The organism is Flavobacteriales bacterium (assembly GCA_026129465.1).
Taxonomy (GTDB): domain Bacteria; phylum Bacteroidota; class Bacteroidia; order Flavobacteriales_F; family PHOS-HE28; genus PHOS-HE28.
Genome location: JAHCIA010000001.1, coordinates 2,068,878 through 2,084,402 on the forward strand (window position 1 = coordinate 2,068,878; position 15,525 = coordinate 2,084,402).

The 15,525-nt window shown below is 63.3% G+C and carries 13 protein-coding genes and 6 pseudogenes; 8 read left to right on the top strand and 11 right to left on the bottom strand.

Going from position 1 to position 15,525, the window contains the following annotated elements:
* The 3 genes from KIT10_08885 (at position 1) to KIT10_08895 (ending at position 3,213) form a co-directional block, all read left to right on the top strand.
* Positions 1 to 627 (top strand): response regulator transcription factor, encoded by a 627-nt coding sequence (locus tag KIT10_08885; protein MCW5899373.1) that lies wholly within the window; start codon positions 1 to 3, stop codon positions 625 to 627.
* A gap of 84 nt (positions 628 to 711) precedes the next feature.
* Positions 712 to 1,605 (top strand): T9SS type A sorting domain-containing protein, encoded by an 894-nt coding sequence (locus KIT10_08890; GenBank protein MCW5899374.1) that lies wholly within the window; start codon positions 712 to 714, stop codon positions 1,603 to 1,605.
* A gap of 117 nt (positions 1,606 to 1,722) precedes the next feature.
* Positions 1,723 to 3,213 (top strand): hypothetical protein, encoded by a 1,491-nt coding sequence (locus tag KIT10_08895; protein MCW5899375.1) that lies wholly within the window; start codon positions 1,723 to 1,725, stop codon positions 3,211 to 3,213.
* A gap of 120 nt (positions 3,214 to 3,333) precedes the next feature.
* Here KIT10_08895 and KIT10_08900 read toward each other — a convergent pair whose 3' ends face one another.
* The 3 genes from KIT10_08900 to KIT10_08910 all read right to left on the bottom strand — a co-directional run bounded on the left by KIT10_08900 (position 3,334) and on the right by KIT10_08910 (position 6,054).
* On the bottom strand, positions 3,334 to 4,326 hold the full coding sequence (locus KIT10_08900; GenBank protein MCW5899376.1) for an MCE family protein: 993 nt from the start codon (positions 4,324 to 4,326) through the stop codon (positions 3,334 to 3,336).
* Between the two features lie 135 nt (positions 4,327 to 4,461).
* Complete coding sequence (locus KIT10_08905; protein MCW5899377.1) at positions 4,462 to 5,223, bottom strand: ATP-binding cassette domain-containing protein; 762 nt, start codon at positions 5,221 to 5,223, stop codon at positions 4,462 to 4,464.
* Positions 5,224 to 5,280: 57 nt separating this feature from the next.
* Positions 5,281 to 6,054 carry an ABC transporter permease gene (locus KIT10_08910; protein MCW5899378.1) on the bottom strand — a complete coding sequence of 258 codons (774 nt, stop codon included), beginning with the start codon at positions 6,052 to 6,054 and terminating at the stop codon, positions 5,281 to 5,283.
* 152 nt (positions 6,055 to 6,206) lie between these two features.
* Between KIT10_08910 and KIT10_08915 the strand changes: the two genes are divergently transcribed.
* The 3 genes from KIT10_08915 to KIT10_08925 all read left to right on the top strand — a co-directional run bounded on the left by KIT10_08915 (position 6,207) and on the right by KIT10_08925 (position 9,475).
* On the top strand, positions 6,207 to 7,148 hold the full coding sequence (locus tag KIT10_08915) for an ATP-binding cassette domain-containing protein (protein ID MCW5899379.1): 942 nt from the start codon (positions 6,207 to 6,209) through the stop codon (positions 7,146 to 7,148).
* A 10-nt stretch (positions 7,149 to 7,158) separates the two neighbouring features.
* Entirely contained in the window at positions 7,159 to 8,475 is a 1,317-nt protein-coding gene (locus KIT10_08920) for an ABC transporter permease (protein ID MCW5899380.1), read from the top strand.
* Positions 8,476 to 8,542: 67 nt separating this feature from the next.
* Complete coding sequence (locus KIT10_08925) at positions 8,543 to 9,475, top strand: hypothetical protein (protein ID MCW5899381.1); 933 nt, start codon at positions 8,543 to 8,545, stop codon at positions 9,473 to 9,475.
* Here KIT10_08925 and KIT10_08930 read toward each other — a convergent pair.
* The 8 genes and pseudogenes from KIT10_08930 to KIT10_08965 form a co-directional block, all read right to left on the bottom strand.
* Positions 9,472 to 10,962, bottom strand: coding sequence for a delta-60 repeat domain-containing protein (locus KIT10_08930; GenBank protein MCW5899382.1), 1,491 nt, complete (start codon positions 10,960 to 10,962; stop codon positions 9,472 to 9,474). The two genes, KIT10_08925 and KIT10_08930, sit on opposite strands and share 4 nt — an antisense overlap.
* A gap of 7 nt (positions 10,963 to 10,969) precedes the next feature.
* A pseudogene (locus KIT10_08935) lies at positions 10,970 to 11,089 on the bottom strand (delta-60 repeat domain-containing protein).
* 45 nt (positions 11,090 to 11,134) lie between these two features.
* Positions 11,135 to 11,257, bottom strand: a pseudogene (locus tag KIT10_08940) (delta-60 repeat domain-containing protein).
* Positions 11,258 to 11,293: 36 nt separating this feature from the next.
* Positions 11,294 to 11,563: pseudogene (locus tag KIT10_08945) on the bottom strand (delta-60 repeat domain-containing protein).
* A gap of 27 nt (positions 11,564 to 11,590) precedes the next feature.
* Positions 11,591 to 11,836: pseudogene (locus KIT10_08950) on the bottom strand (delta-60 repeat domain-containing protein).
* A gap of 63 nt (positions 11,837 to 11,899) precedes the next feature.
* Positions 11,900 to 12,154: pseudogene (locus KIT10_08955) on the bottom strand (delta-60 repeat domain-containing protein).
* Positions 12,155 to 12,181: 27 nt separating this feature from the next.
* Positions 12,182 to 12,499: pseudogene (locus tag KIT10_08960) on the bottom strand (delta-60 repeat domain-containing protein).
* 126 nt (positions 12,500 to 12,625) lie between these two features.
* A complete protein-coding gene (locus KIT10_08965; protein ID MCW5899383.1) occupies positions 12,626 to 13,456 on the bottom strand; it encodes a hypothetical protein in 831 nt (276 codons plus the stop codon).
* 189 nt (positions 13,457 to 13,645) lie between these two features.
* On the opposite strand from KIT10_08965, the gene KIT10_08970 reads away from it, so the two are divergent.
* Positions 13,646 to 14,821, top strand: coding sequence for a sigma-54-dependent Fis family transcriptional regulator (locus KIT10_08970; GenBank protein ID MCW5899384.1), 1,176 nt, complete (start codon positions 13,646 to 13,648; stop codon positions 14,819 to 14,821).
* Between the two features lie 187 nt (positions 14,822 to 15,008).
* Positions 15,009 to 15,455, top strand: a complete 447-nt coding sequence (locus KIT10_08975; GenBank protein ID MCW5899385.1) for a hypothetical protein — start codon at positions 15,009 to 15,011, stop codon at positions 15,453 to 15,455.
* Positions 15,456 to 15,525: the final 70 nt, after the last annotated feature.

Below are 15,525 nucleotides of genomic sequence, written 5' to 3' on the forward strand. Positions count from 1 at the left end.
ATGCCGATCCGGGTGGCCATCGTGGAGGACGACGAGATCCTCGCAGCTTCCATCGCCGATGCGGTGGCGGACGATGAGGACTTGACCATCGTTGGCGTGCATCAGCGTGCGGAAAGCTTCCTGGAGACCCTCGACCAGCAGCGGCCCGATGTGACGATCATGGACATCCACCTGCCGGGGATCGACGGGGTGGAAGCGGTGCGGCAGGCCAAGGCGCGTTTCCCAGTGATGCAGTTCGTGGTCTGCACCGTACACGACGACGACGACCACCTCTTCGAGGCCCTTTGCGCGGGCGCCACGGGCTACCTGGTGAAGGACGCCGCACCCGAACGTATCGTGATCGCGGTGAAGGAGATCCACGTGGGCGGATCGCCCATGAGCCCCGGCATCGCACGCCGCGTCATCCAGGCCTTCCAACGCCAGCGCACGCCCAGCCCGGAGATCCACCGCCTCACCGACCGCGAACGCCAGGTGCTGGAACAACTGGCCCAGGGCTACCGCTATAAGGAGATCGCCGACCGGCTGCAGGTGAGCATGGACACCGTGCGCACCCACGTCCGCAACCTCTACGACAAGCTGCAGGTGAGCTCGCGCACCGACGCGCTCAACAAGCTCTATCCGCGCTGATCCGGGTGTCCGGTTCGCATGAAAGTGGTATTGCGGCCGGGTGGAACGGCCGCACACCTTTGGGGAACCTCACACACCCCCAAAATGGTCCGAAATTCTACGCTGCTCCTCACCTGCCTGCTCGCCTCGCTCCAACTGGACGCCCAAGTGACGCTCACCTACGGCGACATCAGTCCCACCGGCGTGCAGACCAACATCTACCTGCTCACCTCGGGGGCGCCCTCCGTGCCGCCCAGCGATGGCATCAACCAGACCTGGAACCTCACCAGCGCCACCTGGCAGCCCATCGGCACCATGCACTTCCGGCCGGCGACCGGCACCCCCTACGCGGCCAACTACCCAGCGGCCAATTGGGCCTGGGAGCTGAACATCACCGGCCTTGGCACCACATACATGTACCTGCAGATCGACAACAGCGGCATGTACGTGGTGGCCGACAAGGTGCCCACGGACATCCAGCTCTACACCAACACCAAGAAGGTGCTCCAGTTCCCCTTGGCCTTCGGCAACTCCTTCTCGGACGATTACGTGGACAATGACGGACCCGACAACGTCACCTGGTCCTACACCGGGCACGGCACCTTGCAGACCACCTTGGGCAATTATCCCGACCTCGCCAAGGTGTGGAGCGATGAAGGCGACATCCTCTTCTGGAACAAAGCCCCGCTTTATCCGGTCGTCCTGGCTTCCAGTTCCGGTGTACGCGCCTTCGTGGATGCGATGGTCGGCATCTCGGAGGTGAACGATGGCCGCACCGTGCTGGCCTACCCCAATCCCTGCACGAGCCATTTGATGGTGGACGGCCTCGACGCCGCTCCCTGGCGCATCACCGACCTGCACGGGCGCCTCGTGCGCACGGGTTCGTTCGCCTTCACCGGCGTGCAGACCCTCGATGTATCCGGTCTGGAAACAGGCAGCTATCTCTTCCTGAGCGACGCCACCAGCGGCACCCGCGTGGTACGCTTCAGCAAGCAGTAGCACCTGGCGTCGGTATTCGCCATCGCACCGGTCCATTGGTGCACATCCGGGAGCGGGCCACCCGCGATCCGGTGACCACGCTTTATCCACGTAACACTTTCAAAACCAACATACATCATGCACTTCCACCGATACACGTTCCGCTGCGCCTTGTTGATCCTGAACACGGCCTTGGGCGGTGCATACGCACAGGACCTCATGCGCTCCTGGCAGCTGCCCACACCATCCGGCGTCTATGGCATCCAGCCCGCCGATGATGGTGGCGCGTTCATCTCCATTCATGCGGGTATCGCCTCATTGGCAAGGCTCGATGCGGCGGGGGACACCGTGTGGTGCCTGCGCCCGCTTATGGTGACCCACATGGGGCACAATCTGCACCGCCATGGCGACCATCTTTACCTGGTGGGCAATATCGGCGCGTCTGACGAGACGATGATGCGCGTGGTGCACAAGTACGACCTGGATGGCGGGCTGGTCTGGGCCAATGGGGTCACCGGGAACCACGACCAAACGGCATTGGTGAGCCGCGTGCTGGACGATGGGTCCCTGCTGTTGTGCGCCTCCATCTATACCGACCCCAGCAATGGGCCGTACCGGCCCGTATTCTCCAAGTTCAGCGCCGATGGCGACCTGCTATGGAGCCGGGAGCATCTGCTGCCCTCCGAAGCGACGATCTACAGCATCGGGGTGGCAACCGATGGGACGATATGGTCTGTGGGAAAACACGATGGCGATGCCATGCTGATGCACCTTGACGCAACAGGGGGAATGATCGCCACCCACCGTGTGCTGAGCGGCATTACAGGTGGCGCGATACTGCTTCAGCATGTGGCCCCGCAGCCTGACGGCACCGTGCAGATCTGGGCACGCATCCAGGGCGGGCCCCTCGGCACCCATTCCTTGGGCCGTTCCATCATTGGTACGGATGGCGAACCACAAGCCTGGAGCTTCTACGGAACGCCTGATAACGACGTTCCTGCTGGATGGGTGCAGCGCACGGACGGTTCATGGGTGCTCTTCGGAAACTTCAACAGCCAATGGGTGCTGGCATCCATTGGAGCGGATGGCGAGGTGGAGCAGGCCATGAGCGTTGGCGAAGTGAGTAATGTCAACCAAGGCATGTGCATCGCCTTGGATGGGGCGGGTCACGCTTGGCTGGGTGGCACACAAGGCACCGATCTCCCCATGGCCAGCTTTGCAAGGGTGGCACTCAACGGCAGCGACCTGTGCAACGTCGGTCCGATCGCTTACCAACACATCGTAGGTCCGACCCCTTCCTTTCAAACACTCGCACCCACCACTGGGCAATGGGGCAACCCGGAGGCACCCATGTCTTTCCCCTACCCCATGCATGAGGTCACCGTACTCGATCCCTGCGGCATTGTGTCCGTCCCTATCCTCTCCAAGCCATCCCCAACCATTTGGCCCAATCCGGTCAGCGATGTGCTGCACTTCTCCGAGCCATTGGCCGGGCAGGTATACAACGCCCAAGGCCAGATCGTGATGGACATGCCCAAGACCCCCACCCTCGACGTGCGCGCGTTGACGCCTGGTGTGTATGTGCTGCACACCATGAATGGATCGGCTCTTCGCTTCGTGAAGGAATAGGGGGCTCCTCGCCATGCGCATCGACCGCTCCGTCAGCGACGCCACCAGCGGCACACGCGTGGTGGGATCCAGCAAGCAGTAGAAGCGAACTTGGCGATGGCCGCACGTGGGACCGGTCGGTCACCGCGTGCGGCCATCGCGCTTCAGTTCCTTCGCCTTCTCCTTCTCCTGTTCACGGAAGTATTTGCGGAAGAACCAATTGCGCTGCAAGGCCCGCAGGTTCTCTTCCAGCGTGGCGCTGCTCTTCTCCAGATTGGTGAGCGTGCGCCGCACATCGCCACCGGCCGTGGTGTCGCGCGTGAGTACCTCTCCCATGCCACCGGGCGTGTTCAAACCCTCGGCGAACTGGTCCAGCCGTGCCGAGGCATGGGCCAGGGTATCGGCCATGCGTTGCAGGGCGGCCAGCCCTTCGCGTACCTGTGCCTCCGTCGCGGGGTCGCTCACCAGCATGCCCAAAGCGCCGCGTCCGGCCTTCACATCGGCGAGCATGATGTCCACACTGGCGGTGGCGCTGCGCACATGCTCCACACTGCGCCGAAGGTCGACTATGGCCAGGCGCATGTCCATGGCCAGCAGGGTATCGCTGAGCATGTGCAGCACGCCGCCCGGCTGTGTCAAGCGTTCGGTCAATGCGCGCAGATCATCGGTGATCTCGGCCATGTTCACGTTGGTCCGGTCCAGCGTGCGCATCATCTGGTCGGTGTCCAGCGGCATGCTGCCGGCCAGTTCCACGCCGTCGCGGATCGGCGCACCCAGCCCCTCGCCCGGCCCGATGTTCACCAGCTTGTTGCCCATCAACCCATCACTGCCCAGGCTCGCCACGGCGTTGTCCTGGATGTGGACGGCCTCCTTGGAACGGATCGACATCGTCACCAGCACGGCGGTATCGCTCACGATGCGCACCTCGCGCACCGTGCCCACGTTGATGCCGGCGTAGCGCACGTTGTTGCCTGGCCTCAATCCACCGGCGTTGTGGAAGCGGGCATTGATCTCCACCGTGCTGCGGAACAGGTCCTGCTTGCTCCCGAGCATGTACAGGCCTACGATCAGCAACAAGGTACCCGCGAGCACGAATAGGCCCAGTCGGATGTTGTCTCCTTTGGTGGTGGGCATTGGGGGAGGTGATGATTGAGTGGTTGGGGATCGAGGAATTGGGGACCGAGGGGTTGAGGTCTGTGGCTCGTAAGGGGGCAAAGATCCCGGTCAACATTCAACCTTCAACTTCCGACCGCATCAAGGACCATGGCACTACATGAAGATGAAGAACTTGCGGACAAGCTCGTCGTCGGAGGCGAGCAGGTCCTGGTAGGAGCCTTCGAGGTGATTGCGCCCCTCATGGAGCAGGGCGATGCGGTTGGCGGCGAGCTTGGCCACATTGAGGTCGTGCGATATGATGACGGACGAGGTGCCGTAGGTGCGCTGCAACTCCAGGATCAGCTCCACGATCTCCTTGCCGCTGATGGGGTCCAGCCCCGTGGTGGGCTCATCATAGAGCACGATCTCCGGTTTCAGGATCAGCGTACGGGCCAGACCGATGCGCCGCTTCATGCCACCGCTGAGTTCGCTGGGGTACATGCCTCGCGTATGCGGCAGGCCCACGGCCGTGAGGACCTCCTCCACCAGCGTGTCCACATCCTGGCCTCCTTTGGTGATCCAGTGGCGGCGCAGCGGGAACTCGAGGTTCTCCTGCACGGTCATGCTGTCGTACAAAGCGCTGCTCTGGAAGAGGAAACCGATCTTCACACGGGTGCGGTCCAGCGCCTCCTGGTCCAGGGCCAGCACATCCTGCCCCAGCACTTCGATGCTGCCCGTGTCGGGTTCCAGCAAACGCACGATGCACTTGATCAGCACGCTCTTGCCGCTGCCGCTCTTGCCCAGCACCATCACGTTCTCGCCGCGGTACACGTCCAGGTCGAAGCCCCGCAGCACGGCGTTGTCCCCGAAGGCCTTGCACAGCCCCCGGATGCGGATCACGCTTTCGCGCTCGTTCGTTCGCTTCTCAGTGACCATTCCGCATGCGACGCATCAACTTCCACCAGATCGACCCTCCCACATCCCGCAAGACCCTCAATTGATCCCCATCAGGTCGGTGATCTGCACGGCGATCAGATCGAGGATGAAGATGAGCAGCGAGGCCACCACCACCGCGCTGTGCGCAGCCTGGCCCACCCCCTCGGTGCCCTTCAAGGTGTGGTAGCCCTTGTAGCAGCCCACCACGCCGATGGCCAGGCCGAAGAAGTAGCTCTTGATGAAGGCCGGGATGAGATCCGAGAACTCCAGCGACTCGAAGACCTGCCGGTGGAAGAGGTCCCAGCTCACCACGTCCTTCAGGTTCACGCCCACCCAGCTGCTCCAGATGGCGATGCCCATGGCCAGCACCACCAGGATGGGCAGGGTGAGGATGGTGCTCCAGATGCGCGTGACCACCAGATAGCGGAAAGGGTTGGTGCCGCTCACCTCCATGGCGTCGATCTGCTCGGTCACCTTCATACTGCCCAGTTCGGCGCCCATGCTGCTGCCCACCTTGCCGGCACAGATCAAGGCGGTGATCACCGGGGCTATCTCGCGCACCATGCTGATGGCCACCATGGCCGGCAACATGCTTTCGGCACCGAACCGCGCCAGGGTGGGGCGGCTCTGCACGGTGAGCACCAGACCCATGATGAAGGCCGTGATCCCCACCAGTGGCAGCGAACGGTAGCCGTTGCTGACGCATTGCCGAAGGAGTTCGCGCCACTCGAAGCGCGGGTGGAAGGCATTGGTGAAGAAGCGCCCCGTGAAATACGCGATGCTTCCCACTTCATCGAGCAGGAGACGGGTGGCGGAACGCGAGGTGGACACGAGGGCCGGGCTTGTGGCGGCGGAAGTTAACGGCCCCCCCGCACTGGGAGGATGACGGAACGCAGGGCACGATCACACCACCGGCCGCCAGGACCCACCAGCGGCGGTCCGCGCCACAGGCCCGCCGCTACCTTCGCCCCCGATCACAGGACATGCTGCGACTGGAAGGCATCGAAAAACGGTTCGGCGACCATGTGGCGCTGGACGGCATCGACCTGGAGGTGCGCGCCGGCCGCATCTTCGGGTTGCTGGGGCCCAACGGCGCCGGCAAGACCACCCTGATCCGCATCATCACCCGCATCACCGGTCCCGACCGCGGCCGTGTGCTGCTGGAGGGGCGCGAGATGGGGCCCCAGGACGTGGCACGCCTGGGCTACCTGCCCGAGGAGCGGGGCCTCTACAAGAAGATGAAGGTGGGCGAGCAGGCCATGTACCTGGCGCGCCTCAAGGGCATGTCCAAGGCCGAGGCCCAGCGCCGCTTGAAGGACTGGTTCGGCCGCTGGGAGATCGATGGCTGGTGGAACAAGAAGGTGGAGGAACTCAGCAAGGGCATGGCGCAGAAGGTGCAGTTCATCACCACTGTGCTGCACGAGCCCAGGCTGCTGATCCTGGACGAACCCTTCAGCGGCTTCGACCCCATCAACGCCGAACTGATCCGCGGTGAGATCCTGCGCCTGCGCGGCGAGGGCGTCACCGTGATGCTCAGCACGCACAACATGGGCAGCGTGGAGGAACTCTGCGACGACATCGGCCTCATCGACCAGGCCCGGCTGGTGCTGGAAGGCGGCGTGGAGGAGGTGCGTCGCCGCTACGCCACGGACACCTACCGCATCGAGTACCAGGGCACTGCCGTGGCACTGGCCAATGCGCTGGCCTTCACCGGCGAACTGATGGACACGGTGGAGAAAGGACCCTACAGTGTGTCGCGCGTACGCCTCACCAAAGGCTCCGACATGAACCAGGTTTTGCGGCAACTGCTGCCCGCCGTGAAGATCCACGGGGTGCAGGAGGAGATCCCGCGCATGCACGACATCTTCATCCGCGCCGTGGGCGAAAGGGAACCCGGGCGCGTGGTGGCGGACATGACGGAATGAGCATGGACACATGAACAAGATCCTCCTCATCCTCCAGCGCGAATTCATCACGCGCGTGCGCAAGCCCAGCTTCATCATCATGTCGCTGCTGGGGCCGCTGCTCATCGCCGGCGGCATCACGCTGATGATCTACCTGGGCATGCAGGGCCGCAGCGAGGAGCAGGTGCTGGTGATCGATCGCGAACAGGTGATCGGCCACAAGCTGCGCGGCAACGACAAGGTGAAGTTCCACGTGGACAACAAGCTCTGGACGGACAGCGCCTTCCTGGAGAGTCCATTCACCGTGCGCGTGATCCTGCTGGAGGACATCCTCAACACGCCCCAGGCCGACCTCTTCTACAAGGAACTGCCCGGCCCGCAGGCGCAGACGATCATCCGCAACGAATTGGAAAAGGCCCTCGAACTGGCCAAGCTGCAAAGCGAGGGCATCGACGAGGAGGCCTACCGACGCGTGCGCAAAGCGTTGGACATGCGCCTCTTCGACATCCGCAAGGTGGGCGAGGAATCGCTGGAACAGGAGCGCGCTGGCATCGGCTTCTTCTTCGGCTACTTCATGTTCATCTTCATCTTCCTCTACGGCATGCAGGTGATGCGCGGCGTGATGGAGGAGAAGCAGAACCGCGTGGTGGAGGTGATCATCAGCAGTGTGCGGCCCTTCCAGTTGATGATGGGCAAGATCACCGGCATCGCGCTCGTGGGCTTCACGCAGTTCATCCTATGGATCGTGGTCACCACCGCGCTCGTCACCGCGGGCTCCGCCCTGCTGCTCAAGGACCGCTTCGATCCGGCCACCATAGCGGAAACGCCCATGACCGCCGGCGTGAAGCAGCAGTTGCAGGAGCAGGCCGTGGCCATGCCCGACGTGAACGACGTGAAGATCCTGAAGGCCCTGCGGCAGATCGATGTCCCGGTGGTGCTCGCCGTGTTCGTCTTCTTCTTCATCGGCGGCTACCTGCTCTACAGCTCGCTGCTGGCGGCCATCGGCAGCGCGGTGGACAGCGAGGCGGAGACCCAGCAGTTCATGTTCCCGGTGACCCTGCCGATGGTCCTGGCCATCGTGGTGGCGCAGATGGCCGTGTACAATCCCGGCGCACCGGCTGTGGTCTGGTGCAGCTTCATACCCTTCACCAGCCCCGTGGTGATGATGGTGCGTGTGGTGATGGGCAACGTGCCCGCCTGGCAGCTGTTGCTGAGCATGGCGCTCCTGGTCATCACCTTCATCGGCTCCACCTGGCTGGCGGGCCGCATCTACCGCACCGGCATCCTCATGTACGGCAAGAAGGCCAGTTGGAAGGAGATCGGAAAGTGGTTGTTCTACAAGGGTTGAAAGGTTGGAGCACGCCTGCCGGCAAGCAGGATCGAGGAGTTGGAGATTGGTGCGATACCATCCGCACATGACCACCCGCGCCGCCATCATCGATCTCGGCACCAACACCTTCAAGCTGCTGGTGTGCGAACCACATGCTGGCAAGCTGCGTGTGCTGCACCGCGAGGAGGTGCCAGTGTACCTGGGTCGCGGTGGCATCGAGCAGGGCGTGATCGTTCCGGAAGCGTTCGCACGCGGGATCGCCGCCTTGCACGCGCTACGTGAAAGGGCCACCATCCTGGGCGCATCCGATGTGCGGGGCTTCGGCACCTCCGCGCTGCGCAATGCCAGCAACGGCGCGGAGTTCACACGTCACGCGCTGGAAGTGACGGGCATCGCCATCGGGATCGTACCCGGCGAGGAGGAAGCCGCACTGATCATCGCGGGCGTTCGGCAGGCGGTGCCCTTCGGCGCGCGCCCGGCCCTGGTGATGGACATCGGCGGCGGCAGCACCGAGTTCATCCTCGCCACCGAAAAGGCGATCATCTGGAAACGCAGTTTCGAACTGGGTGTGACACGCCTGCGGGAACGCATCCCCAGCAGCGACCCGATGACGCTGGAGGAGGAAAGCCGCATCGCCGCGCATCTGGACGACCGCCTCGAGCCCCTCTACGCCATGATCGAACGCCACGAGCCGCACCTGCTCATCGGCAGTGCCGGAAGCTTCGACACGCTCGCGGCGATCGTCTCCGCCGCGAACAACGACCCGATCGCCGCGGAGGACACCTCACTGGAATTCGATGCGGACAGCTTCGCGGAAATGAAGGACCGCCTGTTGCGCATGCCACGTGCGGAACGTCTTCAAGTGCCCGGCCTGCCGGAGCATCGCGTGGACACCATTCCCTATGCCCTGGTGCAGATCGACCGCGTGCTGCTGGCCGGCCGCATCCGCGAACTGGCGTGGAGCCGTTTTGCGCTGAAGGAAGGGGCGGCGGCGAGGATGCTGTTCGGTGTGCGCTAAGGCAGCTGCTCCACCTTGACGTAGGTCGGTATGCCACCCACGGTCTCCAGGATGATATCCCGGTCGTTGTCCACACCCACATACTCGATGGTACCGTCCAGGTTCACGTCCTCGGTGGCGTATACACCCTGCACGGTGTTCGCCGGGGTACTGCCGCCCACGGCCACCAGGATGGCATCCCGGTCGTTGGCGGCGCCGACGTACTTCACACGCCCGTCGAAGTTGGCGTCACCGGGCCAAAGCACCATGTCGCCGCCCACCTCGTTCCGGGCCTCCACACCGAAAGTGGGAACGAACGGGTCGGTGAAGTCGATGGTGACGGGCGCAGGCGAGAGCGCCACTGGTGCGGCGGTCATCACACCAAGGTGGTTGCGGTGGCGGAGGGCCACGTGGTACGCTGCGGACGGAAGGTCGAAGGCCAATTCCAATAAACCTTCCGAGGATACCACATCGCCATCGCGCTGCACCAGACCTGCGCGGGTGGCGAGCACGTTGCCCGGGGTGGCAGCTGCGCGCAATTCCACCACCACCCAGTCCACGATGGCGTCCGGTCCCGTGGTGATCAACAGGGCGGGATCGATGGTCTCACCGCCACCGTCACCAGCATGTGGATAGCCCAGCGCGGTGTATGGTTCGGCCAGCGGGAGCAGATCCTGCACACGCAGATCATCGCGCAACAGTTCCAAGGACCCCTCGTACGCGCTGCCGAGCAACACCTTGGCCGAAACCAGCAAGGGTGGCTCGGGTTCACTGGCATTGAGGCGCACCACCCGGTTGCGGCCCACACCGTTCAACGCGATCAGATCACCAGCAACGAGCAGGCTGCCGTCGGACAGCACCACCAATTCCTCCACATCCCCAGTGGCCCCATTGCCGCTATTGAAGGATGCGTCCAAGCTGCCGTCCGGGAACAGCCGAACGAGATCGTTCTGCGGTCCGCTTCCAGTGGTGGAGAAGGTGCCGCCCACCAGGAAGCGCCCCTCGTTGTCCATGGCCAGGGCACGCACTTCGCTGAACGGCGCCAACGGGGATGGGACGAACGATGGATCGAGGCTCCCGTTGGCGTTGAGCATGGCGAATCCGTTGCGTGCCACGCCGTTGAACTGGGTGAACGCACCCCCCACCAGGATGCGACCATCGGGCAGGGGCAGAATGGTCCGCACCAAGGCATTGGCGCCACTCACTGGCGCGAAGGTGTTGTCCAGTGTCCCGTCGGCATTGAGGCGGGCGATGCGGCCCCTGGGGATACCGTTCACCTGCAGGAAGATGCCACCCACGAGGATCTTCCCATCCGCTTGAACGGCGACTGTCAGGACGAAATTCGCGAACGCGGCGGCACAGAAGGCGGGGTCGAGCGTGCCATCGGGCAGGAGCCTCGCGAAGTTGGACCGGGGTTGGCCATGTACCGTGGTGAACATGCCGCCGATCAAAATGCCATCGTCCGGCTGCACCACGATCGCGTCCAGGATGCCGTTGACGGCGCCCAAGGCGGGGGAAGGTGGGGTCGAACGCGCCATCGGGGAGTATGCGCGCGAAATGGGCCGCGCCAGCTGCACCTCCGTACCCGGTGAACATGCCCCCGACCAGGATCCGCCCATCGGACTGCACACCCATGCAAAGCACCGGGTTGTAGGACGATTGGTCACCCGCTGCGAAACCGGGATCGAATGAGGGGTCCGCCAGGCCATTGGGCAACAGCCGCGTGATGCGGTTGTGCGCTGTCTCGTTGTAGCGCAGCAGATCGCCGGCGATCAGGATGCGGCCGTCCGGCTGCACCACCATACTCTGTACGCGCCGGTCGGCCCCGGATCCCGGATGGAAGGTGAGGTCGAGTACACCATCCGTATCCAGGCGAGCGGCGTTGCGGCGCGTGATGCCGTTGTAGCGGGCGAACTCGCCTGCGATGATGAAACCGCCATCGGGCAGTTCCAGGATCTGGTGGACGTTGTCATTCGTCGTAGCCACGGGGAACACCGGATCGAAAGCGCCATTGGGCAACAGACGGACCAGGTGCTTGCGTTCCTGCCCGTCGAATTGCAGGAATGTGCCCGAGATCCAGATGCGCTCCTGAAGGTCCACGTGCAGCATGCGCACACTGGCAGAGGCACCTGACCCCGGATCGAACGTATCATCCAGCAGACCATCGGTCGTGAGGCGCGCCACCCTTCCCTGTGGCACACCGTCCACCGCGGTGAAATCGCCTCCGATGACGATCCTGCCCTGCGCGTCCAACGCCAGATCGACGACCCTGCCTCCTGGGCCATTGGCAATGGAGTTGGACGGATCCAAGGCTCCATCCGGCATCAACCGCATAAGATGTGGCGGTCCCGGAGCGGGACCGATCTGGTTGCCGCCGACCATGACGCGGCCATCGGATAGCAGCTGCAGGCATTCCACTTGGGCCAGCCCTTGTGTGGGCGGGACGAAGCTGTTGTCCAAGCTGCCATTCGGGTCCAGACGCACCAGTCCGGGGCGATAGGTCCCGTTGAAGAAGTCGAAGAAACCACCGACCAGCACCTTCCCGTCGGGTTGAAGCGCCACGGTCCTTGTGCTGCTGTCGAACCCAGAACCCGTGCTGAAGGTGGCATCGTGGCTGCCATCGCTGTTGAACCGCGCCACGCGGTTGAACGTGGTGAAGGTCCCTACCGCGATCAGCTTGCCGTCCGGCTGCAAGGCCAGATCGTACACGGCGTTGTTCATCGTCGGTGTGTTGAAAGTGGGGTCCACCGCGCCATTGGGCAATAGACGCACGATCCTGCTGCGGACGAGACCATTGTACGCCGTTATGGTACCGCCCAGATAGATGCGGCCATCGGGCATGCGTGTGGCGCAATACACGAATCCAATGGCGCCATCGCCATGTCCGTGGCCCACATCGCTCGCATTGAACGTGGGATCCACCTGGACCGGCTGGGCGTGACAGAAGACAGCGCACAGACCCCAGAAAAGCAAAATGGATGAACGCATGCGGATCGCCTGGATCAAGGTGGATAGGGAGCAACGGATACCGTCAAATATCACCATTCCTCGAATTGCGGAAACGATCCACAGGTAGAACCGGCAAGGTCCGGCTCGCGAGTACTGGTTGAAGACCGAGCGGGGCCGCCCTATGGACGTCCCCGCTCCTTCACACGATGATATGGGAGATGATCACTCCTTCACGAAGTGGCCGTGCACCCGGGTGCCATCCTGCAACAGGGCACGCGCCACGTATCGGCCCGCGGCCAGGCCATGCACCGACACGTCCATGCGGGTGGCAGCTGCACGTTGGGTGTGCACCAAGCGTCCATCCGCGCTCCAGAGTTCCACGCTGGCGATGGGCGCCTCGGCGGTGATGAAGAGCACATCCGTGGCCGGAGAGGGGTACATCGAGAGCGCCACGTCGGCGTTCTCCTCGATGCCCACCACATTGCCGAAGGCGAGATCGTCGAAGCCGCCGTAGTTGTTCAGCGTGGCTGTTCCACCACCGCTGGACAGAAGGATGATGTAGGCTGAATCGGGATCGACCAGACTCTCATATTGGAAGGGCAGACTGAACTGCTGCCAGGCCATGTTGCTGCCGTTCCACTCCGTCTCCGCCACGCCGATGATATCGGGCTCGCCGGCACTGGCGTTCCACCGCGTGAGCAACACACCGGCCGACACCGGATCGTTGGCGTTGGACATGTATTGCACCCGGCCGTTGAAGGCCTGCGGCCGCTGGGTGTAGGGGAAGCCCAAAATGGCGAAGGCACCGAAGGGTTCGCCGAAGACATCCTTGGAGGTGAGCTTGATGTGGTAGGAACCCGCAGGTGCAGGCGAACCCTTTTCCACGGTGGCCACGCCCATCAGGCCAGAGAGCAGGTTGGAGGTGAACCAACCCGTGGGGTCCTCGTAGCCTTTGGCGGGGGTCCAATTCTCAAAGCCGCCGTTGGGGATCTGTGCTTGCAGGTGCAGGGTACACAACACGGCTACGGATGAAAGGAGTATGCTTTTCTTCATGTGTCAGTTCTTGTTGAAGGCCACAAGATGCGGGGAACGATCATACGCCCGCACGCTTGCCGCGAACACTTGTCAACGAAATGATGCGGAGCACCATCGATCCAGCGCCATCGCGATGGACGGAATACCGGTCCGGCGGCTCGTCGTCCCATCGGGCCTTGCATCTTTGCCCCGCAACAAGCTCCCACCATGGCCCACATCCTCATCATCGACGACGAAAAAGCGATCCGCTACGCCCTGAAGGAGATCCTGGAGCACGAAGGGCACAAGGTGGAGGAGGCCGAGGATGGCGCCGCAGGCCTGGACAAAGCGAAGAAGGGCCGCTTCGACCTGGTGCTGTGCGACATCAAGATGCCCAAAATGGACGGCATCGAAGTGCTGGAGAAACTGCAGGCGCACAGCGAGGAGCTGCCTGTGGTGATGATCAGCGGCCATGGCACCATCGATACCGCCGTGGACGCCTTGAAGAAGGGCGCCTTCGACTTCATCCAGAAGCCGCCCGACATCAACCGCATCCTGGTGAGCGTGCGCAATGCGCTGGACCGGGGCAACCTGGTGCAGGAGACCAAGGTGCTGCGCAGCAAGATGGGCAAGGCCAAAGGCAATGGCGTGCAGATGGTGGGCGAAAGCAAAGCCCTGCAGGAGATCCGCGAGATGATCGACAAGGTGGCGCCCAGTGATGCCCGCGTGCTGATCACCGGCGGCAACGGGGCCGGCAAGGAGGGTGTGGCACGGCTCATCCACCAGAAGAGCCAACGCGCCACCGGCCCCTACATCGAAGTGAACTGCGCGGCCATACCCGGCGAGTTGATCGAGAGCGAGCTCTTCGGGCACATGAAAGGCAGCTTCACCAGCGCCATCAAGGACCGCAAGGGCAAGTTCGAGCTGGCCCATGGCGGCACTTTGTTCCTGGACGAGATCGGCGACATGGCCCTGGCCGCGCAGGCCAAGGTGCTACGCGCGTTGCAGGAAGGCCGCATCACCCCCGTGGGCGGCGACAAGGACGTGCAGGTCGATGTGCGCGTTATCGCCGCCACCAACAAGGACCTGAAGAAGGAGATCGCCGAGGGCCGCTTCCGCGAGGACCTCTTCCACCGCCTCAGCGTCATCCCCATCCACGTGCCCAGCCTCAGCGAACGGTTGGAGGACATCCCCCTGCTGGCCGAGCACTTCATCCAGCAGGTCTGCGGAGAACAGGGCATCGCCCCGAAGAAGATCGCCGACAAGGCCCTGGGCGCACTCCAGAAGCTGCCCTGGACGGGCAACGTGCGCGAGTTGCGCAACGTGATCGAGCGGTTGGTGATCCTCAGCGGGAAGGAGATCACCGAGGCCGATGTGAAGGCCTACGCCGTGCCCCGGGGCTGATCACCTTATCTCCTCATTTACAGCGACTTGCACCCGCGGCCAGGGGTGGCCAGGCGGCCCATGCTTTCCTCCCGGTCCGTGTAGCTTTCCCCCTCACCCTCAGGCAACCTATGGGCTTGGGTGGCGTCATTGGGACGGAACCACTAGGACACAAGGAAACTGAAGCGTTGAACTCAAACCTGCCCCCATGGACTTCCTGATCGAAATTCACGACTACTTCTACGGCAAGATGGGTGTGGCCTTCTACTACCTCCTGATGTTCCTGGGTGCCATCGCGGCGCTGGCCCAGTGGAGGTTGTATGAGAAGGCCGGCCAGCCGGGCTACACGGCCTTGGTCCCCGTCCTGAACATCATCGTCTTCCTGCGCATCGTGGGCCGCCCGGCCAAGGATGCTTGGCTGATGCTGATCCCCATCTACGGCCAGCTCTACTTCATCCCCAAGGTGTGGATCGAAGTGTGCCAGAGCTTCGGCAAGCGTACCACGGTGGACTATGTGTTGGTCATCCTGCTCAACGGCCTGTACATCCTGAACCTGGCCATGAGTGATGACACGCGCTACATGGGTCCGGTGCATGGCCAGCAGCAGTTGAAGCCGGCCAAGCCGCTACGCCCCCGCCCCAGCCTGGCCGCCTGAGCCGGAACATCGACAAGCACAACAGGGAAGCCGCCTTCGGGCGGCTTCTTCTTGGGCATAAGCCGCCAGC